The sequence below is a fragment of the Vibrio sp. 1151_11 genome, assembly GCF_029478525.1.
GTDB lineage: Bacteria > Pseudomonadota > Gammaproteobacteria > Enterobacterales > Vibrionaceae > Vibrio > Vibrio anguillarum.
This window is the reverse complement of record NZ_SHMN01000006.1, coordinates 89528-110758: the sequence shown is the minus strand read 5'-3', so window position 1 is coordinate 110758 and position 21231 is coordinate 89528. Positions and strand designations below refer to the sequence as shown.

Annotated in this window: 16 protein-coding genes and 2 tRNA genes; 8 read left to right on the top strand and 10 right to left on the bottom strand. The window is 44.4% G+C overall.

The features are described 5' to 3' along the window. Nucleotides 1–83 precede the first annotated feature (83 nt). Nucleotides 84–2528 (bottom strand): acyl-CoA dehydrogenase FadE, encoded by a 2445-nt coding sequence (gene fadE, locus EXZ60_RS06815; protein WP_277435479.1) that lies wholly within the window; start codon nt 2526–2528, stop codon nt 84–86. A 347-nt stretch (nt 2529–2875) separates the two neighbouring features. Between fadE and lpcA the strand changes: the two genes are divergently transcribed. Together lpcA and EXZ60_RS06805 are read left to right on the top strand one after the other, a co-directional pair. Then, nucleotides 2876–3451 (top strand): D-sedoheptulose 7-phosphate isomerase, encoded by a 576-nt coding sequence (gene lpcA / locus EXZ60_RS06810; RefSeq protein WP_010320095.1) that lies wholly within the window; start codon nt 2876–2878, stop codon nt 3449–3451. A gap of 63 nt (nt 3452–3514) precedes the next feature. Continuing rightward, nucleotides 3515–4348: a class II glutamine amidotransferase gene (locus EXZ60_RS06805; protein ID WP_019282300.1), complete on the top strand. Its 834-nt coding sequence runs from the start codon at nt 3515–3517 to the stop codon at nt 4346–4348. A gap of 111 nt (nt 4349–4459) precedes the next feature. On the opposite strand, the gene purN is transcribed toward EXZ60_RS06805, so the two are convergent. Both purN and purM read right to left on the bottom strand, forming a co-directional pair. Next, complete coding sequence (gene purN, locus EXZ60_RS06800) at nt 4460–5101, bottom strand: phosphoribosylglycinamide formyltransferase (RefSeq protein WP_019282299.1); 642 nt, start codon at nt 5099–5101, stop codon at nt 4460–4462. A 3-nt stretch (nt 5102–5104) separates the two neighbouring features. Next, nucleotides 5105–6145: a phosphoribosylformylglycinamidine cyclo-ligase gene (purM, locus tag EXZ60_RS06795; RefSeq protein WP_010320092.1), complete on the bottom strand. Its 1041-nt coding sequence runs from the start codon at nt 6143–6145 to the stop codon at nt 5105–5107. A 168-nt stretch (nt 6146–6313) separates the two neighbouring features. Here purM and upp point away from each other — a divergent pair, with 168 nt between their 5' ends. Beyond that, nucleotides 6314–6940, top strand: a complete 627-nt coding sequence (gene upp / locus EXZ60_RS06790; protein ID WP_026027908.1) for a uracil phosphoribosyltransferase — start codon at nt 6314–6316, stop codon at nt 6938–6940. Nucleotides 6941–7078: 138 nt separating this feature from the next. Here the strand turns inward: upp and rluF are convergent, their stop codons facing one another. After that, nucleotides 7079–8056 (bottom strand): 23S rRNA pseudouridine(2604) synthase RluF, encoded by a 978-nt coding sequence (gene rluF, locus EXZ60_RS06785; protein ID WP_094132453.1) that lies wholly within the window; start codon nt 8054–8056, stop codon nt 7079–7081. 390 nt (nt 8057–8446) lie between these two features. Continuing rightward, on the bottom strand, nt 8447–8587 hold the full coding sequence (locus EXZ60_RS06780; protein ID WP_010319399.1) for a DUF3149 domain-containing protein: 141 nt from the start codon (nt 8585–8587) through the stop codon (nt 8447–8449). A gap of 275 nt (nt 8588–8862) precedes the next feature. Here EXZ60_RS06780 and EXZ60_RS06775 point away from each other — a divergent pair. Both EXZ60_RS06775 and EXZ60_RS06770 read left to right on the top strand, forming a co-directional pair. Then, nucleotides 8863–8939, top strand: a tRNA-Pro gene (locus EXZ60_RS06775). 832 nt (nt 8940–9771) lie between these two features. Then, nucleotides 9772–12423: a beta-N-acetylhexosaminidase gene (locus tag EXZ60_RS06770; protein ID WP_277435478.1), complete on the top strand. Its 2652-nt coding sequence runs from the start codon at nt 9772–9774 to the stop codon at nt 12421–12423. 65 nt (nt 12424–12488) lie between these two features. Here EXZ60_RS06770 and EXZ60_RS06765 read toward each other — a convergent pair whose 3' ends face one another. Together EXZ60_RS06765 and EXZ60_RS06760 are read right to left on the bottom strand one after the other, a co-directional pair. Then, complete coding sequence (locus tag EXZ60_RS06765) at nt 12489–12917, bottom strand: DUF411 domain-containing protein (protein ID WP_170889503.1); 429 nt, start codon at nt 12915–12917, stop codon at nt 12489–12491. A gap of 34 nt (nt 12918–12951) precedes the next feature. Then, nucleotides 12952–15477, bottom strand: a complete 2526-nt coding sequence (locus EXZ60_RS06760; protein ID WP_277435477.1) for a heavy metal translocating P-type ATPase — start codon at nt 15475–15477, stop codon at nt 12952–12954. Nucleotides 15478–15715: 238 nt separating this feature from the next. Between EXZ60_RS06760 and gltX the strand changes: the two genes are divergently transcribed. Both gltX and EXZ60_RS06750 read left to right on the top strand, forming a co-directional pair. Further along, entirely contained in the window at nt 15716–17143 is a 1428-nt protein-coding gene (gene gltX, locus EXZ60_RS06755) for a glutamate--tRNA ligase (RefSeq protein WP_277435476.1), read from the top strand. 260 nt (nt 17144–17403) lie between these two features. Continuing rightward, nucleotides 17404–18390, top strand: a complete 987-nt coding sequence (locus EXZ60_RS06750) for an OmpA family protein (RefSeq protein WP_170898768.1) — start codon at nt 17404–17406, stop codon at nt 18388–18390. Between the two features lie 104 nt (nt 18391–18494). Here EXZ60_RS06750 and EXZ60_RS06745 read toward each other — a convergent pair whose 3' ends face one another. From EXZ60_RS06745 to EXZ60_RS06735, 3 genes are all read right to left on the bottom strand, one after another. Then, complete coding sequence (locus EXZ60_RS06745; protein ID WP_026027396.1) at nt 18495–19001, bottom strand: Fe3+-citrate ABC transporter substrate-binding protein; 507 nt, start codon at nt 18999–19001, stop codon at nt 18495–18497. Between the two features lie 165 nt (nt 19002–19166). Next, nucleotides 19167–19243, bottom strand: a tRNA-Arg gene (locus tag EXZ60_RS06740). 53 nt (nt 19244–19296) lie between these two features. Next, on the bottom strand, nt 19297–20430 hold the full coding sequence (locus EXZ60_RS06735; protein ID WP_013856243.1) for a flagellar assembly protein FlgT: 1134 nt from the start codon (nt 20428–20430) through the stop codon (nt 19297–19299). A 161-nt stretch (nt 20431–20591) separates the two neighbouring features. Here EXZ60_RS06735 and EXZ60_RS06730 point away from each other — a divergent pair, with 161 nt between their 5' ends. Next, a complete protein-coding gene (locus tag EXZ60_RS06730; RefSeq protein ID WP_013856244.1) occupies nt 20592–21227 on the top strand; it encodes a FlgO family outer membrane protein in 636 nt (211 codons plus the stop codon). The last annotated feature ends 4 nt before the right edge of the window (nt 21228–21231 follow it).

The following is a 21231-nucleotide window of genomic DNA, read 5'->3' as shown; positions in this document are numbered from 1 at the left end:
TGCCGAGCTGGCAACCTCTTGATTCAGTATTCCAGTCATAGAAAAGGGCGTTTAAAGCGCCCTTTGACATTCAAGAGATTGACTTACGCAACATCATTTATTGCCGGATATTGAGGCTTTGCGGCCAGTTCCTGTGGCGCAAAATCATCGACATTAATGGTATACAAACGATGAGCCTCAGCTTCCGTTAATAGCTGTGCTTCTTGTTCGGTTAGAATTTTTTGTTGTAAGCCAATGGCAGCCACTTCATCTAAACGCAAAAATGGACGGCGTTGATTGGTGACGCTGCACACTTTATCGAACAAAGGCTCTGCACGTAAAATGATGTCCAGTGCTTGTTCAATCTTACCCGCCGCATTATGCGCCGTTGGGGCGAGATATTGGTTGCGACCAATGCGTGAACGAGTTTCACTCGGTGTTTGCAGGATCTGCGCAACTTGGCTATCTAATTTATCGCTAGGTGCTTTGCGTACTCGACCAATCGGCATCAACAATATACGAAGTACCTTACCAATCGCTTTATTCGGGAAGTTGGCTAAGAATTCATCAATGGCGACTTCCGTCTGCTTCAAACTGTCTTGCAGACCCCAATGAACCAAAGGAAGATCCTCCACGGGACGACCATCATTTTCAAAACGCTTAAGTGTGGCTGAACTGAGGTAGAGTTGGCTCAAAATATCGCCAAGGCGTGCTGACAAACGCTCTTTACGTTTGAGAGAGCCTCCCAATACAGCCATCGAAATATCAGAAAGCAGTGCTAAGTTAGCGCTGTAACGGTTTAGTTGTTGATAGTAGCGTTTGGTTGCATCATTAGTCGGTGCAGATGAACCAAAACCATCGGTAACACCAAACCAAATACTGCGCACAAGATTACTCATGGTGAAGCTGACGTGACCTGCAAGAGCGGCGTCAAATTTCTCAACGGCATCAGAATCTTGTGAATAAGCGGCGTTCATTTCTTCTAAAACATAAGGATGACAACGGATAGCGCCTTGACCAAAGATGATCATTGAGCGAGTCAGAATATTGGCCCCTTCGACGGTTACGGCAATCGGTGCACCTTGGTAGCTGCGAGCTAAAAAGTTAGCAGGACCAATACAAATGCCTTTCCCGCCCACGATATCCATTGCATCAATAATGCTGCGTTGACCACGGTGGGTACAGTGGTATTTGACTATAGCGGAAATGACCGAGGGTTTTTCGCCCAGATCAATACCAGCTACGGTTAAATTGCTCGCCGCATCCATCACATAAGCGTTACCACCTAAACGTGCTAATGGCTCTTCGACACCTTCCATATGGCCAATTGGTTGCTTAAATTGACGACGAATCCGAGCGTAAGCTCCTGTTGCTAGCGCCGCAGTTTTAATTCCGCCCGTCGAGTTAGAAGGTAACGTAATGCCACGTCCAACCGATAAACACTCTACAAGCATACGCCAGCCTTGTCCTGCCATGCTTGGTCCGCCAATAATGAAATCAAGCGGCACAAATAAGTCGTTAGCACGTGTCGGACCATTTTGGAATGGAACGTTCAATGGCATGTGGCGATTGCCAATTTCAACTCCTTTTAAGTGGGTTGGGATGAGCGCACAAGTGATGCCAAGCTCTGTTTTATCCCCAAGTAAGCCGTCAGGATCGCGCAGTTTGAATGCTAGGCCTAATACGGTTGCAACCGGGGCGAGTGTGATATAGCGCTTGTTCCACGTTAGGCGCATCCCTAACACTTCTTTTCCTTCCCATTTCCCTTTACATACCACGCCAAAATCAGGAATTGAACCTGCATCGGAACCCGCTTCTGGGCTGGTTAATGCAAAGCAGGGAATCTCTTTACCTTCCGCTAAACGTGGCAGGTAATGGTTTTTCTGATCTTCAGTACCATAATGTTGTAAAAGTTCGCCTGGGCCTAAAGAGTTCGGTACACCAACGGTGGATGAAAGCACTCCAGATACACCCGTTAGCTTTTGTAGCACAATGGATTGTGCATAAGCTGAAAACTCCAAGCCGCCGTATTGTTTTTTAATGATCATGGCGAAGAATTTATGATCTTTTAAATATTGCCAAACCTCAGGAGGTAAGTCGGCTAATTCATGCGTAACTTGATAATCGCTAACCATGGCACACACTTCGTTGACTGGTCCATCAATAAAGGCTTGCTCTTGTGCACTTAATGTCGGCGCTGCAATTTTGTGTAGTTTGCTCCAGTTCGGTTTGCCTTTAAACAGTTCAGCTTCCCACCAAACGGTTCCTGCATCTAATGCCTCTTTTTCGGTTTGTGACATTGCAGGCAGCACTTTTTTGAACAGTGTTAATGCTTTTTCGCTAATCACGCTTTGACGGATAGAGGGAACGGCTAATAAAGCGATAGCCGCTAAATACAGCAACCATCCAATCACCCCGGTGTAATCCAGCAGGGTAAGAACCACCATGGTTACCGTTAGCGCAACTAATGCGCTAAAAAGTGACATTCTGTGGTAGAGGCACACACCGAACACGGTGAGAAAACCAAGTATAGAGAGCAAGATGTCCATAATTTCATTCCTTTGAGACTGTATTCACGCCATTGCGGCTGATTTTTCTCAGTGCATTGGGAAGTGTTGTTAGTCGTCTCGTTTGTGTAAGTGGTCTAACCAGTGTTAAGTGTAATCAAATTATTAACGAAATGTAAAACCTTGTATTGTTCAAAAAGTGATCCATGTAGGGCAAAACCTCAAAATAAACAACCCATAGAGGGCTTTCTGGAGTGGGAAGCGGGAGAAAACAACAATTCTTGAAGTCGAACTATCGACAGAAAGGATGGTTTGGGTAAACTCAAGCCTGTTACTGGCTCTTGATTGATGGAGCCTATCGGTAAACAGATTAAAAAGAGAATATATCTATGTACCAGGATTTAATTAAAAGTGAATTGACCGAAGCGGCTGACGTGCTAAACAAATTTCTTAATGATGAGCATAACATCGCTCAAATTGAGGCCGCCGCAAAACTGATTGCCGACTCATTTAAGCAAGGCGGAAAAGTGCTCTCTTGCGGTAATGGCGGTTCCCACTGTGATGCAATGCACTTTGCTGAAGAGCTAACGGGGCGCTATCGCGAGAATCGTCCGGGTTATCCTGGTATTGCTATTTCAGATCCAAGCCATTTGTCTTGCGTTAGCAATGATTTTGGTTACGATTTTGTATTCTCTCGCTATGTGGAAGCGGTGGGTTCAAAAGGCGATGTCCTGTTTGGCCTATCGACTTCTGGTAATTCGGGGAACATTTTGAAAGCGATTGAAGCGGCCCAAGCTAAAGGGATGAAGACCATTGCACTGACCGGTAAAGATGGTGGGAAAATGGCGGGTTTAGCGGATATCGAGATTCGTGTCCCGCACTTCGGCTACGCGGATCGTATCCAAGAAATCCATATCAAGATCATCCACATCGTTATCCAACTGATTGAAAAAGAGATGGCGTAAGAAGTTCAACGCCGTTCTTTTCTTTTAATGTGTTTGTGGTTGCAAAAGGGAGTGCATTAAACCATGTGTGAATTGCTTGGTATGAGTGCCAATGTGCCGACTGATATTTGCTTTAGTTTTACTGGGTTGATTCAGCGTGGCGGCAACACGGGGCCGCATCGTGATGGTTGGGGAATCACTTTCTATGAAGGGAAGGGGTTTCGCACCTTTAAAGATCCTAACCCTAGCTTTCAGTCAAAAATTGCAGAGCTTGTGCAGAGTTACCCTATAAAAAGTCGGGCAGTGGTTAGCCATATTCGTCAAGCAAATCGCGGTGGGGTGAATTTGGAAAATACTCACCCATTCACTCGAGAATTGTGGGGGAGATATTGGACGTTTGCTCACAATGGGCAATTGGCGGATCACCATCAGCTAGAAACTGGGCGCTATCGCCCTGTTGGTGAAACGGATAGCGAGCAAGCTTTCTGTTGGTTGTTAAAGCAGTTAGAAGCGCGTTATCCTGAACCGCCTCAAGATATGCTCAGCATGTTTCAATTCGTTGCGAAGTGTTGCGATCAACTGAAGCAGCAAGGTGTGTTTAATATGCTACTTTCTGATGGTGAGTTTGTGGTGACCTATTGCACGAATCATCTGTACTGGATTACTCGACGTGCCCCCTTTGGTAAAGCGAGCCTGCTTGATGAAGATGTCGAGATTAACTTCCAAGAAGAAACAACGCCTGATGATGTTGTGTCTGTGATTGCGACTCAGCCACTGACGGGAAATGAAACTTGGCAACGAATGAAGCCAGGCGAATATGCGATTTTCCATTATGGCGAATACGTTGATGGCAATGCGCAGTCCTTAGCTGACATTCCCTTTGCCGCGGCAAAGCCAAGCTGCCAAGCACCCATTTAAGTTTTTTATTCTTAAGCTTGTTCTATTTACTGCGGTTTGAATCGTATTTGAGATGACAATAAAAAAGGTTGCTGTTGAGGCAACCTTTTTCGCACTATTCAGAGATACGATTTATTCATCGAAAGCATAACCATGCATGCCAAGTAATTGGCCATCTAAATAGGCTTTACCTTCACGCATTTCCAAGCGTCCTTCAACGAACCATTGTGCCACTAGTGGGTAAATTCGATACTCTTGAGCTTGAACACGTTGAGTCAAAATATCAACGGTATCTTCATCAAAAATAGGCACTTTTGCTTGTAGAATGACTGGGCCACCATCAAGTTGTTCAGTCACAAAATGCACACTGGTGCCATGCTCTTCATCACCCGCGTGAATCGCGCGTTGGTAGGTATTCAACCCAGGATATTTAGGAAGTAAAGAAGGATGAATATTGAGCATCCGTCCTAAATAGTGACGCACAAACTCACCACTCAGAATACGCATGTAGCCAGCAAGAATGATTAAGTCAGGCGCGTATTGGTCAATTTTCTCCATCAATACCGTATCAAACGCATCTCGCGTGTCAAAGGCATTTGGGTCAATATGCACCGCCGCCGCACCTGCTTTTTTAGCTCGTTCTAAGCCATAAGCAGTTGCTTTGTTTGAAAAAACAGCCGTTACTTTGCCATCTTTAATTTTCGTTTCACACGCATCAAGGATAGCCTGTAAGTTGGTGCCATTTCCTGAAACTAAAACAACAATACTTTTCATCAGTTATTTGATCTCTACTTGCTCTTCATCGAGTTGAGCTTCAGCAATATGACCGATAACCCACGCATTTTCGCCTTCCGCTTGCAGTAATTGAACCGCCGCTTGTGCTTGATCCATTGGAAGTGCAACAATCAGTCCGACACCACAGTTAAATGTGCGGTACATTTCATGAGTGGTTACATTCCCTTTTTCTTGCAGCCATTGGAAAATAATTGGCCATTCCCAGCTATTGCCGTCAATCACCGCTTTCGTCCCTTGCGGAAGAACGCGAGGAATGTTTTCCCAGAAACCACCGCCAGTAATGTGTGAAATGGCGTGAATATCGTGCTCGGCGATCATTTTAAGCGCTGATTTGATGTAAATTTTGGTTGGTGTCAGTAAGTGCTCACCAATCGTTTTGCCAGCCAAGTCTTCATTTTTGTCGGCACCTGATACTTCGAGGATCTTGCGAACTAATGAATAGCCGTTTGAGTGGGGGCCGCTAGAGCCAACCGCAATCAGAGCATCACCTGCTGCTACTTTTGAGCCATCGATGATCTCTTCTTTTTCAACCACACCGACACAAAAGCCAGCGACATCGTAATCTTCACCTTCGTACATACCCGGCATTTCAGCGGTTTCACCACCGATCAAAGCGCAACCTGCTTGCACACAACCATCGGCAATACCCGACACCACATCAGCAGCAGTATCTACATCCAATTTGCCCGTGGCGTAGTAGTCCAAAAAGAAAAGCGGTTCAGCACCTTGAACAATCAAATCGTTAACACACATTGCAACCAAGTCAATGCCAATGGTGTCGTGCTTATTCATATCCAATGCGAGGCGAAGTTTTGTGCCAACTCCATCGGTGCCAGAGACTAAAACAGGATGTTTATATTTGGTTGGTAGCTCGCAAAGCGCGCCAAAACCACCAATGCCACCCATAACTTCAGGGCGACGAGTGCGTTTGACGGCGCCTTTAATTCGTTCAACAAGTGCATTGCCTGCATCAATATCTACGCCAGCATCTTTGTAACTAAGAGAAGTGTTATTACCGCTCACGGGGAAGTCCTCGGTCATAAGTTGGATATGAAAACGGCGCTATTCTAACAGGGCTTAAAACAAAAAGGAAAACGTTTGCGTCAGTTTTTTTGTTTATAATTGGCACTGAAATTAGCATAAAAAGTGTGTACAATTCGAAGGTTTGTTTAAATGTCGTCGGAGATGAAAATGAAAGTTGTTGAAGTTAAACACCCTCTAGTTAAGCATAAACTTGGGTTAATGAGGGAAGGGGATATCAGCACTAAGCGTTTTCGTGAGTTAGCTACAGAAGTGGGTAGCCTACTAACTTATGAAGCAACCTCAGACTTTGAAACAGAAAAAGTGACGATTGAAGGCTGGAATGGCCCAGTTGAAATTGATCAAGTCAAAGGTAAAAAAGTAACGGTAGTACCTATTTTGCGTGCTGGTCTTGGCATGATGGACGGCGTTTTGGAGCACATTCCAAGTGCGCGGATTAGTGTTGTTGGCATCTATCGTGATGAAGAAACGCTTGAGCCTGTCCCTTATTTCAACAAACTCGCTTCTAATATTGAGGAGCGAATTGCGCTTGTGGTTGACCCAATGCTGGCAACTGGCGGTTCCATGATTGCGACGATCGATTTGCTCAAGGAGCGCGGCTGTAACCAATTTAAAATTCTCGTTTTAGTTGCAGCGCCTGAAGGCATCGCGGCGTTAGAAAAAGCGCACCCTGATGTTGAGCTCTATACGGCGGCAATTGATGAGAAATTGAATGATAAAGGTTATATCGTTCCTGGTCTTGGCGATGCTGGTGATAAGATTTTTGGTACGAAATAAGCGTTAATTTTATGCTGTCTTAAAGGAGAAACGAAAGTTTCTCCTTTTTTATAGTTGCTTCGGTTTTTTATAGTTGTTTCAGTGATGCGTCATTACGGTCATTTTATTGCTCAACAGAATTAACGCATTGTTCGATGATTATTTTTTAAGACTTAACGTACTGCTTTTTCTGTGGCTATTAGCTGGCGCACCTTGTGATGAATTTGTGGGTCGGCGCGGTGCTCTTTTTGTATTTGGAGCATGGCGAAACTCATCGGCATTGCGTCCTTGGAACGTTTTTGGCTTTTGATTTCTGCGTGCCGTCGAGGTTTGATTTTGCTCACGACTATCAAACAGTTTTGCATCGGTAGCTTTGCGAATACGCTTACCCGTCACATCAAGCTTGGACGCGCCTTCCGTACCGCAAGAACTCTCACACATTGCTAATATTTCAGCGACTTCCTCGTCGCTTAAATAACGCCATTCACCATTCGGGATACCGTCTAGGCTGATGTTCATAATACGAACTCGGCGTAGTTTAAACACTTCGTAACCTAAGGCCTCACACATACGACGAATTTGACGGTTTAACCCTTGTGTTAACACAATTCTAAAGGAGAACTTCGTTTCTTGGGTTACTTTGCAAGGCAGTGTCACCGTATCAAGAATTTCCACACCAGAGGCCATCTTATGTAGAAATTCGTCGGTGATGGGTCTATCTACTCGGACGACGTACTCTTTTTCATGGTTATTACCAGCACGTAATATCTTATTGACTATGTCACCATCGTTAGTCAGAAAGATCAGTCCATCAGATGGTTTGTCTAATCGACCTATCGGGAAAATACGTTTGTGGTGGCCAATAAAATCAACAATGTTACCTGGAATATCGCGCTCTGTTGTGCAGGTGATTCCTGTCGGTTTGTTAAGGGCAATGTATATCGGTTTTTCTTTTGATTTTAATGGATTACCATCAATACACACCTCATCGTTCGGCGTGACTTTAGTGCCCATTTCCGGCAATAGTCCATTGATGGTTACTCGGCCTTGTTCAATTAACTTATCGGCCTCTCGACGAGAACAAAAACCAGTTTCACTGATGTATTTGTTTAAACGGATGGTGGCTTGTTGTGACATAGGTTGCTCTTACGTTTCCCAACGGCGGTGAATAAAAAGAAAGCAACACTCTGAGTGTTGCCTAGTAACGTTGCGATATTTTAGCAGTTAATATTAATTAACCAAGGCGTTTTTAATGACACTCATGGTTTCCAGCCTTTCCCCATCACTTTTCCTCAACAAGATATAGACGGCATTGACGTCTTTATTTATATGCTGAGGGAATGCTTTTATTTGCATGAGAAAATGGAAACTATTTTGAGACAGGTGTTCTTATCGAACCGTTCTTGAGTAGCGAATGATGCCATTCATCAAGAAGATAGAGTTATTAACGCGATAAAAAACCGGAGCAGACAGATAATCCACCCCGGTGCATAGCGTCACACTATTTTTCAATAGGTGCTAAGCGATCTAGTGAGGAGATTTGTCATTCATCACTTTATAAATGAAGAAACCGCCATAAAACAGCATAAGACCAAAAGCACCAAAGATTACTATCATTGAAGATAGTCCCACAGCATTACCAAATAGGAGATCAAGCCAAAAGTCCATGTTTCCTCCAAAGTTTCGAAGACACAGCCAAGTTAAAGTTTGCTCTGTTTGCTGACACTGATCTGGATCAATTATGTTGCATAGGTTAACTTGATGTTTCTATTGGTGTGTAATTAGTCACGTTTTTATGTGTATTTGATGGTGATTTAGCCAATGAGTTTGTTATTTGATGGAAATAAGATTAAAGGCTTGCGTCTTAGTTTTAGATGAGTAATATACGCATCCGTTCTAGGCAAAAAGCTCGGAACTGCTCGCTAAGTGCAGAGCAAAAATTTCGGTGAATAGCGCAGCTTGGTAGCGCATCTGGTTTGGGACCAGAGGGTCGGGGGTTCGAATCCCTCTTCACCGACCATCTTTAAAAGCCTCGCAGTAATGCGGGGCTTTGTTACATTTGGAAACGGTAAGTTTTCGTTACCAAATAGAAAGGGGGGGTCGCCTCTTTCACTATCTGGTTCTTCACCGACCACATTAAAGGCCTCGCAGTAATGCGGGGCTTTGTTACATTTGGAAACGGTAAGTTTTCGTTACCAAATAGAAAGGGGGGTTCGCCTCTTTCACTATCTGGTTCTTCACCGACCACATTAAAGGCCTCGCAGTAATGCGGGGCTTTGTTGCATCTGGATGTGATCATTTTCATTACCAAAGAGAAAGGGTTTTCCTTTTCCTCTTTCTCTATCAGGCTCTTTCACTGTTCACCCTTCTCCGAGCAAATTCAACTATTGAAAATAGCAGTCAATATTCCACGATAATAAATAGCATTAGGATGTGTAAAAAACGTCACTTTAGCGCATTTTGACGTTTGATGAGTCATTACAATTTATGACCTATATCACGATTTAACCTGCCAAATCCCTTTAATGAACTTCTCGCCTTGTAGTGAGTAGTGATCTCTATTCATAAATTCATTTTTGTTATGCATTTTTATGTGATCTTTCTCAAGTTAAACTCGTCAAATAATAAATTACGGTTTTGACGTCAAGTTTAATCTATTGATTTTAAATGGTTTTGTTTTGATTGTATTTTAGAGAATTTGAACTGGATCACTTCGTGTAGCTAATTATTTTACGCTTAGAAATAACTCCTTGTATGGTGAATGCCTTAGGTCACAAGCCTTTATGCTTGTTGCTGTTTTGAGTCCTTTTAACAGGATATTGGGTTTTTATTTTAAAGGTAGGGTGAGTCAAATGTTGAAACCTAGTTTGATTGCTGTTTCGGTTATCGCCACATTATCAGGTTGCTCTTTGTTGCAATCACCAGAGCAGAAAGTAGTCGATGCGCTGGCGGAAAATTTGGATATTCATTACACCGTATTAACCAATCACGGGGCAGATGAAGGATTGGCATGTCAGGCTCTCGAATCAGAATGGGCATCGTGTAATAAAGTGAACATGACCTTGGTTAACCAAGGTGAAGCTGTGAATTCAAAGCAGTGGGCTATCTATTTCCACAGCATTCGACTTATTCTGGATGTTGAAAATGATCAATTCAAAATTACCCGTTTAACGGGTGATTTACATAAGCTTGAACCTACTGATAAATTTGATGGTTTTGCTGCTGGCGAAGAGGTTGTTTTGCCTCTGGTCGCTGAATATTGGCAGTTGTTTGAAACGGACTTTATGCCGCGTGCATTCGTTGCGGCGCCCAATACAGAGCCTAAACTTATTGTATCTCTCAACACAGAGGACACGTCGTCATTTGTGCGTGGGCTTGAGGGTGACAATATCAAACGCACCACCAGCGATAATAATGTGTTTGCCACGGCCATCAGCCGATTTGAGAGAAATAGCGATGTATCACTGCAAGATGTATCAACGGCTCTGTTACCAACGCCTCTAAAAACAACGCTTGGTCAAGGTGTTGTTGACATTACTCGCGGCCTTAAGCTTGATGTGAAGGACTTTGCGACGGATCAGTTTTCAGCATTGCAGGCGCGTGCTAAAACGATTGGGCTGAAGCTTGATGGAGAGTTGGCGGTTGGTGTTGCGATTACACCGAGCGAATTTTCTGACCAGATGGCGACATCGGGTGCTTATGAGTTGGAGATTGCACCGAATGCTATCTCTATTCGTGCATTTGATGAGGCGGGAGCTTTCTACGCCGTTCAATCTATTTTGGGTTTAGTGGATAGCCAGAATGTCACAGCGCTGCCAGTGATCCACATCGAAGATGCTCCACGTTTTGATTACCGTGGTGTGATGGTGGATGTCGCACGTAACTTCCATTCTAAGCAAGCGATTTTGGCCACGTTAGATCAAATGGCGGCTTATAAGATGAATAAATTACATCTTCATTTGACCGATGATGAAGGTTGGCGTTTAGAAATTCCGGGCTTACCTGAATTGACCGACATTGGTGGGCAGCGCTGCTTTGATTTAGATGAGAAAAACTGCTTGCTGCCACAGCTTGGCTCCGGTCCAAATTCTGATAACTTTGGCTCAGGTTATTTTAGTCGAGCCGATTACATTGAAATCCTCAAGCACGCTAAAGCGCGCAATATTGAAGTGATTCCTGAAATTGATATGCCAGCCCATGCTCGCTCTGCGGTTGTTTCAATGGAGGCTCGTTTTGATCGTTTGAGCCAAGAGGGGAAAACCGAACAGGCTAGCCAGTATCGCTTGATGGATCCTCAAGACAGCTCCAATGTTACGACGGTTCAGTTTTATGATAAGCAGAGTTTTATTAACCCTTGTTTAGACTCGTCTAAACGTTTTGTGGACAAGGTGATCACTGAAGTGGCCTTGATGCACATTGAGGCGGGCATGCCTTTATCGACTTGGCATTTTGGTGGCGATGAGGCGAAAAACATCAAATTGGGCGCGGGTTTCCAAGATATTAATGCGACGGAAAAAGTCAGTTGGAAAGGTAACTTAGATCTTTCACAACAAGATAAACCATTTGCGAAATCGCCACAGTGCCAAGCATTAGTCAGCCAAGGAGTAGTAAGTGACTTTGCTCATTTACCGAGTTATTTTGCTGAGCAAGTGTCGGAAATTGTCGCCGATAAAGGGATTGAGAATTTCCAAGCATGGCAAGATGGCTTGAAATACAGCGAGGGAGAATCCTCTTTTGCCACGCGCAATACACGTGTGAACTTTTGGGATGTCCTCTATTGGGGCGGTACAAGCTCTGTTTATGAATGGGCAAAACAAGGTTACGACGTAATTGTTTCTAACCCTGATTATGTCTACATGGATATGCCTTATGAGGCGGATCCTAAAGAGCGCGGTTATTACTGGGCCACCCGTGCGACCGATACGCGCAAAATGTTTGGTTTTGCACCGGAAAATATGCCGCAAAACGCTGAAACTTCATTAGATCGTGATGGTAATGGTTTTGTCGGTAAAGGAGAGGTGACGTCGAAACCATTCTACGGCTTGTCAGCTCAATTGTGGTCAGAAACGGTTCGTAATGATGAGCAGTATGAATATATGGTTTTCCCTCGAGTGTTGGCTGCCGCTGAACGTGCTTGGCATAAAGCGGAGTGGGAAAACGACTATAAAGTAGGGGTTGAATATTCTCAGCAAACCAACTTAGTCAATAAGTCTGCACTGAATCAAGATTGGACTCGTTTTGCTAATATTGTTGGGCAACGTGAGCTGGCGAAACTGGAAAAAGCTGGCATTGATTATCGCCTGCCAATTCCCGGAGCTAAGATTGAAGCGGGTAAATTGTCGATGAATTCGTCATTCCCAGGTGTTGAGCTGCAATACTCATTAGATGGTCAACAATGGCTTACTTACTTGAGCATTGAACAACCGAAGGTGTCCGGTGAGGTCTGGATCCGTTCTATCTCTGCTTCAGGCGAGCGAGTCAGCCGAGTTACTAGCGTTAAATAACTGTAGCCATATCAAGGCACCCCAATGAAAGCCTCCGCATCTGTCGGAGGCTTTATTACATAAAATCAATTACCTTCGTGGTGAGCAAACTCAAACACCTGACCTTGCTCGTTAAAAGCAAAAACCGAATAGGCTTCTTTCTTATCACCAGATTCCATACCTGGAGAACCGATTGGCATGCCGGGCACGGCTAACCCTTTGGCATTTTTCGGTGGATTAGCGAGAAAGGCTTGAATGTCTGTGGCTGGAATGTGACCTTCGAAAACATAGCCGTCGATAACGGCTGTATGGCAAGAGGCGAGCTTGGGTGTAATGCCCAATTGTTGTTTTATCGCCGTCATATCTTCTTGCAATTGCTCGTTAACCTTAAATCCTGCTTGTTGCATGTGAGTGGACCACTCAGTACAGCAGCCACAATAAGGGGATTTGTAATTGGTCATCTCGGTCACCGTGGCGAATGCGGAGTAGCTCATAAGAGACAAGGTGCTAAGCATAGCGGCTGTGATCATTTTCATTTTTATCTAACCTCTAAGAGTGAAAAGGGGATTTAAATAGACGCAAGCGGTTAGCGTTGCTCACGACTGTGATTGAGGACAAAGCCATTGCCGCTCCTGCAACTACAGGGCTAAGTAAAAAGCCAAAAGCGGGATAAAGCACACCAGCGGCAATGGGAATGCCGAAGGTGTTATAAATAAACGCGCCCAATAGGTTCTGCTTCATGTTTTTTACTGTCGCTTTAGAAAGAGCGATAGCATTGACTACGGCAAGCGGTGAGGAGTTGAGCAATGTCATTTGCGCACTCTCTATTGCGACATCACTGCCACTGCCCATTGCGATACCAATATCGGCTTGCGCAAGGGCTGGCGCATCATTAATACCATCACCGACCATGGCGACGATTTGGCCTTTCTCTTGTAACTGCACGATTTTTTGTGCTTTTTGATCCGGAAGTACTTGAGCGATCACTTGCTGTATACCTAGTTGTTTGGCGATTGCAGTGGCCACGCTTTGGTTATCTCCGGTTAGCATCACGGTACGAATGTTCATTTTGTTCAGTGTGCTGATAGCTTGTGCAGCGTTAGGTTTGATTGGATCAGCAATTGCGATGAGACCTTTGAGTTCACCGTTAATGGCAACCGCGACTGGCGTCCAAGCTTGTTCTGCGTAGTGTTCAATGGTTGTTTGTGCTTGAGTAAGAGGAACGCCCAGCGATTCAAGGTGCGATAAAGAGGCAACGACGACGGAATCGCCTCCAATGTTTGCCATTAGCCCTTTGCCTCTTAGGTTGGTAAATTGCTCGACTTCGGCGCTGGTTGATACCAGCGGTTGCGCATAATGGCAGATAGCCTTGCCAAGAGGATGTTCAGAGCGCAGTTCCAAAGCGTAAACAAGGGTTAACAATTTGCTATCTTCAATTCCCCACGTGACTAAGTTCTGAACGGTTGGCTTGCCTTGAGTGAGCGTACCTGTCTTATCAAATACTATAGTGGTGATTTTGCTTGCCGATTGCAATACATTGGCATCTCTGATCAAAATACCCATTTCAGCGGCTTTGCCAACTCCTACTGTAACCGAGAGTGGAGTAGCTAGACCCAAGGCACAAGGGCAGGCAATGATCAATACTGTTGTCGCAACCACTAGCATATAACTGGCCTTAGGTTCAGGGCCTACAAAGTACCAAATCAGAGCGGAAAACAGGGCAATCATAACCACTGTCGGTACAAAAATAGCAGATATCTGGTCTGCCAGTTTGGCGATGGCTGGTTTACTGCTTTGCGCCTGACGCACCATTTGGATGATGCGCGAGAGCATGGTTTGCGCCCCTACGCCGGTGGCTTCGATGACTAAGCTACCATCATGATTGATGGTACCTGCCGCAATGGCATCGCCTGCCACTTTTAGGACGGGGATCGGCTCGCCAGTGAGCATGGACTCATCAACATAAGATTCACCGCTGATGACTTTGCCGTCTATCGGCACTTTTTCTCCCGGTTTTATGCGCAGTTGCATACCAAGTTGTACTAATTCAACCGCAATCTGTTGATCGCCTTGCGCCGTGATGCGTGTTGCTTGTTGTGGTTGCAAGTTAATTAAGGCTTGCAAGGATTGGGTTGTCTTCGCTTTGGCTTTCGCCTCAATGTAGTGGCCCAGTGAAATCAAACCGATAATCATCGCGCTGGCTTCAAAGTAAACATGACGCGAGGCTATGGGAAACCAAGTTGGGTAAATCACTACCAACATTGAATAGGCCCAAGCCGCTCCAGTTCCTAGGGCGACTAAGCTATCCATGGTGGCGCGCTTATGGGTTAACGCAAGCCAAGCATGGCTAAAAAAGTGGCGGCCAGCGGTGGCCAATAGAGCCAAACACACAATGCCGATAACGCCCCAGTATATTTGCTGTTGAGTGCTCACAATCATCATGCTGCCACCAAGAAGGCCCCAAAGCATTAACGGAATACCCATCATTAAACCGAGTAATGCATTGGTTTTATGCTGCTTTTGTAAATCACGTGATTGCTGTTTTTGTTTTTGTTGTTGTTGGACTGGGTCATCGACTCGCTCTGCACGGTAGCCTGCATGAGTAATGGCATTGAACAATTGCAGTTCAAGGTCAGCGATATCCGCTTGCGAGAGCACTAAGGCGCTTTGTTCAGCTAAATTGATTTGCGCTTTTTGTACACCGTTAACGCTTAGAAGTGCTTTTTCCACCGAAGAGACACAGCTTGCGCAAGTCATCCCTTGAATCAGTAAGTGAGTACTAACCAAACCCGTTGTTGAGACTTCTGTCTCTTGTGCGAGTGGCTGTGTATCGCTAACCAAGGTTGTGGGTTGCAATGAGGATAGAGGAGCGTTGTTCGTACTGAGCAAGGCTTGATAGCCTAAGGATTCGATAGCGGCGATGAGTTCATTTAAAGATGCCGAAGTGCTCAGTTCGATGAATGTGGGTGACAGCTGGTGGATTTGTACCTCAAATTCTTGCTTGAGATGCTGCTCAAGTTTCTTCGCGCAACCCATGCATTTCAGCCCTGATAAAGGCAATTGAAAGCGTTTCATTGATAAATTCCCCGTAAACCAACTCAATAGCTAGAAGCATAAACCTTACCTTTAGGGCAAGGTCAAGTTCCACTAAAGGAAAGTTAAGCGAATTTTAAGCGTTATTCTTGAGCGCAGAAAAACGAAAGGCAATCGAGGATTGTAGATTTAGCCGTCAGTGGTAAAATGTCGCCACTTTTTATCCTGGTACTTGCAGTGGACATGTTCTCCGCTGTCTTTTTATCCCTAAGGAAATCAAATGACGGTTAAAACTCGTTTTGCTCCTAGCCCGACAGGCTATCTTCACGTTGGTGGTGCGCGTACTGCACTTTACTCTTGGCTTTATGCAAAAAGCCAAGGTGGTGAGTTTGTTTTGCGTATTGAAGACACCGACCTAGAGCGCTCGACGCAAGAAGCCGTAGACGCGATTCTTGAAGGTATGACTTGGCTAGGTTTGAATTGGGATGAAGGCCCATATTTCCAAACTAAACATTTTGATCGTTATAACGAAGTTGTCGATAAGCTGCTTGCTGAAGATAAAGCCTACAAATGTTACGCCTCTAAAGAGCTGTTAGATGAAGTTCGTGCCGAGCAAGAAGCGAACAAAGAGATGCCGCGCTACGACGCCGATCATCCGAAAATCAAAGCGGTCAACGACGCGGCAAAAGAAGGGGATCCGTGTGTTATCCGTTTTCGTAATCCAAAAGAAGGCAGCGTAATTTTTGATGACCAGATCCGCGGCCGTATCGAAATCTCCAACAGCCAGATGGATGATCTGATCATTCGTCGTACCGATGGCTCACCCACCTATAACTTCTGTGTGGTGGTGGATGATTGGGATATGGGCATTACTCACGTCGTTCGTGGCGAAGATCACATCAACAATACACCTCGTCAAATCAACATTTACAAAGCATTAGGTGCTCCTGTACCTGTGTTTGCGCACTGCGCAATGATCTTAGGTGACGACGGCGCCAAGCTATCGAAACGTCATGGCGCTGTTTCTGTGATGCAGTATCGCGATGAAGGTTATCTGCCTGAAGCACTGAATAACTATTTAGTTCGTCTAGGTTGGTCCCATGGTGACCAAGAAATTTTCTCACGCGAAGAGATGATTCAGTTCTTCAGTTTAAATGCTATTAGCAAATCGGCATCTGCATTTAATACTGATAAGTTGTTGTGGCTGAACAATCACTACATCAAAACATCAGAGCCTGAATATGTTGCAAAACACCTTGAATGGCACTTTGAGCAACAAGGCATCAATAAAGACAACGGCCCAGCATTAGCTGAGATCGTTAAACTGGTTGGCGAACGCTGTAATACCTTGGTTGAACTTGCTGCTCAATCTCGTTACTTCTTTGAAGATTTTGCTGAGTTTGATGCTGATGCGGCGAAAAAACACTTGCGCGGTGTGGCGAAAGAGCCGCTAGCACTTGCTTTAAGCAAATTAGAAGCATTGAGTGACTGGACAACGGAAAACCTGCACGCTGTCATCGCTCAAGTGTGTGAAGAGCTTGAAATCGGTATGGGTAAAATAGGCATGCCGCTGCGCGTTGCTGTCACTGGCGGTGGTCAATCGCCATCGGTTGATGCTGTTATGCAACTGATCGGCAAAGAGCGTGTCATTGCTCGTATCAATATGGCATTGGCCTTTATTGTTGAGCGTGAAGCGAACGCTCAATAAGTCAATCATACGAACAACGCTTTGAACCGCAGCTTATGCTGCGGTTTTTCTTTATATCGGCTTTGTTAAATCCTTTGGTGTAGAGCACTGACAATATTTCACAAAACGATGACAGAGAATAAACTAATGCGCTATTTAAGCTTTCTTTACATACAGTATAGTGGTTCCGAGTTATGTAGGTATGTGTGTAGGCGAAAAGTAAACCGTTTTTTGGGTACCGCAACCGCATTATGATAACGATAAATAGGAAAGGAAAAAGTATGAAAAAGTTAGCAGCAGCAGTTTCAATGGCGCTTGTTTTTGCATCTTCTGCCGCAATGGCTGAAGTATACGTAGGTGCTAAAGTTGGTAAATCTTGGCTTGATGACGCTTGTCGTGCTGGAGATGTGTGTGAAGATGAATCTTCTACCGTCGGTGCTTACCTTGGTTACCAAGCGTTTAATTGGCTTTCATTAGAGGCCGGTTACGATTACTTGGGCAAATTTAGTGGTGCGGGGCTGAATGATGAAAAAGTAACGGCCATTACACTCGCACCGAAAGTCAGCCTTCCTTTGACTGATGCCATTGCCTTATATGCTAAAGTCGGCGGTGCTTATGTTGATTATGGCAATAAAGATGATTACTCATATTTAGGTGCCGCTGGTATTGAGTTCAACACCGATAATAACGTCACTTTACGCTTGGAATATCAAAGCCTCACCGATATTAATAACGATCTTGTCCGAGCGGCAGGTAACTCGGCTACCTTAGGTGTTTCGTATAAATTTGGTGGAAGTAAAGCAGAACCTGCGCCAGTCATCGTGCAAGAGGTGTTTGTTGAAGAAGTTGTACAGCCAGTGGTTGAGCCAGTCGTTATTCCCCAAGAACCTGAAACGGTTGTTAAGCATGTGCCATTTCAACGTTTGGACAGCAGTAGCTTTGCCCATAACAGTACTAAGCTAACAGCAGAGAGTACTAACCAGCTCGATAAACTAGTGAAATATTTGCAAGCTTACCCACAAGCCGATGCTGAAATTATTGGTCATACTGACTCAACTGGCGCTGCGGCTTACAACCAGAAACTATCAGAAAAACGCGCACAAGTTGTTGCTGATGTTGTGATTGCTAAAGGTGTGGATGCGAACCGTCTTACCGTAAAAGGTGAAGGGGAAAATAGCCCAATCGCATCGAATGATACAGTCGAAGGTCGAAAGCAAAACCGTCGTGTTGATATCGTTATTCCAAGCTTTGATTATGAAGTGAAATAATAACGCTTAAGTATTAGAAAATAGAGAAAGCCCGTGAAAAACGCGGGCTTTCTTCTTGTAAAACAATGGATTTGAGCCTCTAACCGCTCCGGTATCACGCCACGTTATTTCAAATCAATACTATTCAATCGGCCCATGTAGATAAGAATATCCAAGTCTTCTTTATAAGCCTCTAATAGCGCCTTTTTCGTCTTGGTATAAGCGGCAAGCTTGCCATGCTTGTTGATCGAACAAACGACGCTTTGAAATATACAGTTACCTTTTTCATCATAGTGTCTCCAAGCCGCGATATAACAAGGATCCCGAGCTTCCGGGTTATCGAGCGTTGGTCTGGGTTTGTATATAATTTTAGGTTCTAAACTGTGTGGTAGGCGAGTCATCAAATAGGGATCTTTGAGCAGACGACGCCAATGTTTGCCCCACATCTCTGAACCTAATTCATTACGCAGCTTTATCGCCTTTTTAAGCCCTTTTTTCTCACCAATACGGATATAGCCGACAGAACGGTGCAGCACCGTATCATCCGGCGTATGGATATGAATTTTATAGGCGGTCTTTGCTTTAGAGATAAAGCGGTGACCAGTATTCGTGATTAGATTGCTCTTTTTCATGATCTTATCTATCGATAAATCTGTTAATACTAATTCTAGATTATTTGACATAGAACTTACAGTAATCACTGTATATGAATAGTAGTGGCTCAAATCAATATTAGGTCAATTTTTCGTCAGAAAAAAAAGCCTCAATACCGGTTGGGTGTTGAGGCTTTATCAAAATGGCGCTCCCGACAGGAGTCGAACCTGTGGCCTGCCCCTTAGGAGGGGGCCGCTCTATCCTACTGAGCTACGGGAGCAAGGTGGCTAGTTTACTCAATAATTTTGTGAAGTTAACTAGTTAAAACGAAAATTAAAGCTGTTTGTGCATAACATCGCCAATTTGTATGCTAGAGGCGAGATTTTCTTGATCAACACTCAGCTCTGCTTCGTTTTCATAGACGCGAGTAACCGTAAGGGTAATATCACTTTGAGTCACTTTATTTCGTGGTAGCCCTTTCTGATCAATGAATGAACCTGTATGCCACAACTGCAATTGGTCACCGGTTTTAACGCCATGCACACGTCCTAAATCTATCGTGATGGTATTACCATATTTAGCCACAACCTCGGGGAGAGTTATTTTACATGAAAGCTCCGATTCAAGATCGAGCATGATATTTCGGCTGACGCGCAGCATCATGCTGCCAAAGGTTGAAGCCCAAAAACGAGCACTGCGCGTATCTATCTGACTGGTTTTGGCGAAGGGCCATTTAGCGACTTCTCTATAATGTCTAGTCATGACTTCTTGGCCTGTTTTGCCATCAAACACTTGGATTTGCATAGCAAATTGACGGTTAATCACATCATCGGCGAGTAATTTTTGCTCTATCGTGGCAGTTAAATCGGTGATGGTTCCCCCCAAAATGTACTGTGCCCCCGTGTCCTCTGCAATCATGGTTAAGCGTTCTGGGTGCTGTTTTTCAATTGCATAATCTGTGGTGCCAACCGACACAAAACTGCGAGATTCTTGATCGAGTTGGCGGTTGAGTACCTGTGCAAAATCATCTCCCACACTGTAAATTTGCCCCATAACCGCCTGTTGTGGCGATGCAAGATCAATGTTACCCACTAAAAACGTTTTCTTATATTGGCTAACGTGGCAACCTGTTGCCGAAGGATAAATATCAATTCGAGCTTTAACATACATCACTCCCCGACGTGTTTTATTCTCTTCAACTAACACATAGCGTACTTCATGGTTAGTAAACTGGTACTCTTTACGGTCTGATTCCAGCAGTGGTCGCAAGTTACTGATACTACCGATGTCTGCCCCGGCAAAGTTTACCGCCTTATAGATGGCATCTTCCAATGCATTGAGGCGAGCGACTTCCTCTGAGGAAACAATGGCTGACGATCCGGTCACTTCATACCAAGCAGCATTAACGGCCTGAGAAAAGGTAATGGTGCAACATATTGAAAATAAAACAGAAATAATTTTTTTCATTGTTATTTACCAGTTGGGTATAAATTTTGCTTTTAAAATCTTAGCTGATGTAGGCAGTGCGTTTTGAAAGTGTAACAAGTTTTGAAAAGCAAAGAGTGTTCCAAGTTTTTTAATCTGAAGTTTGGAATCAAGATTGCCTCAGTATATCTGGAGATAAGAGAATGAAAAAATGGCTTTCAATAGTGCCAGCAGTTTTGTTAACTGCTTGTGCCTACGCCCCGATTTATAACGGTAAAGAGCCATACAATGGTTCACAGTTTATGCTAATGGAGAGCCCACGTCACACGTTGGACTTCTTTGTTGAAAGCATGACAGAAGATTTGATGGTGTCCAATACTAGTGTTTCTGCTCGCACTCCTATTGCTGTAACATCGTTTGTGGACCTGCAAAGTATGGACGCGACTAACTGGTTGGGTAACTCGGTTTCTGAAGGATTTATCCATCAGTTTCAGCGTCGAGGATTTAAAGTGGTTGATTTCAAAACCACAGGCTCGATTCAGGTAACGCAGCAAGGTGATTTTGCTTTCAGTCGTGACTGGAAAGACCTCGCTCAAGAGCAAGAAATCCAATACATACTGACAGGGACAATGCTTCGTCAAGAAGGCGGTGTATTAGTCAATGCTCGTGTTGTGGGAATGCAGTCTCGTGTTGTGGTTGCTACCGCACAAGGCTTCTTGCCTGCCGATCGTATTGGTCGTGATCTTGATACGCTCAACAGTATCCGTACACAAGATGGTGTGTTAATTCGCTCTGACCCTACGATTAAGCAGCCGTATACTGTTATCTTGCGTCCATAGGAGA

Excerpts from the sequence above, each read along its gene's own strand:
- lpcA (WP_010320095.1), top strand. The coding sequence starts at position 2,876 with ATGTACCAGGATTTAATTAAAAGTGAATTGACCGAAGCGGCTGACGTG.
- purN (WP_019282299.1), bottom strand. The coding sequence starts at position 5,101 with ATGAAAAGTATTGTTGTTTTAGTTTCAGGAAATGGCACCAACTTACAG.
- EXZ60_RS06735 (WP_013856243.1), bottom strand. The coding sequence starts at position 20,430 with ATGAAAAAAATTATTTCTGTTTTATTTTCAATATGTTGCACCATTACC.
- EXZ60_RS06745 (WP_026027396.1), bottom strand. The coding sequence starts at position 19,001 with ATGAAAAAGAGCAATCTAATCACGAATACTGGTCACCGCTTTATCTCT.
- EXZ60_RS06760 (WP_277435477.1), bottom strand. The coding sequence starts at position 15,477 with ATGAAACGCTTTCAATTGCCTTTATCAGGGCTGAAATGCATGGGTTGC.
- EXZ60_RS06770 (WP_277435478.1), top strand. The coding sequence starts at position 9,772 with ATGTTGAAACCTAGTTTGATTGCTGTTTCGGTTATCGCCACATTATCA.
- rluF (WP_094132453.1), bottom strand. The coding sequence starts at position 8,056 with ATGTCACAACAAGCCACCATCCGTTTAAACAAATACATCAGTGAAACT.
- upp (WP_026027908.1), top strand. The coding sequence starts at position 6,314 with ATGAAAGTTGTTGAAGTTAAACACCCTCTAGTTAAGCATAAACTTGGG.
- EXZ60_RS06730 (WP_013856244.1), top strand. The coding sequence starts at position 20,592 with ATGAAAAAATGGCTTTCAATAGTGCCAGCAGTTTTGTTAACTGCTTGT.
- EXZ60_RS06750 (WP_170898768.1), top strand. The coding sequence starts at position 17,404 with ATGAAAAAGTTAGCAGCAGCAGTTTCAATGGCGCTTGTTTTTGCATCT.
- fadE (WP_277435479.1), bottom strand. The coding sequence starts at position 2,528 with ATGGACATCTTGCTCTCTATACTTGGTTTTCTCACCGTGTTCGGTGTG.
- EXZ60_RS06765 (WP_170889503.1), bottom strand. The coding sequence starts at position 12,917 with ATGCTTAGCACCTTGTCTCTTATGAGCTACTCCGCATTCGCCACGGTG.
- gltX (WP_277435476.1), top strand. The coding sequence starts at position 15,716 with ATGACGGTTAAAACTCGTTTTGCTCCTAGCCCGACAGGCTATCTTCAC.
- EXZ60_RS06780 (WP_010319399.1), bottom strand. The coding sequence starts at position 8,587 with ATGGACTTTTGGCTTGATCTCCTATTTGGTAATGCTGTGGGACTATCT.
- EXZ60_RS06805 (WP_019282300.1), top strand. The coding sequence starts at position 3,515 with ATGTGTGAATTGCTTGGTATGAGTGCCAATGTGCCGACTGATATTTGC.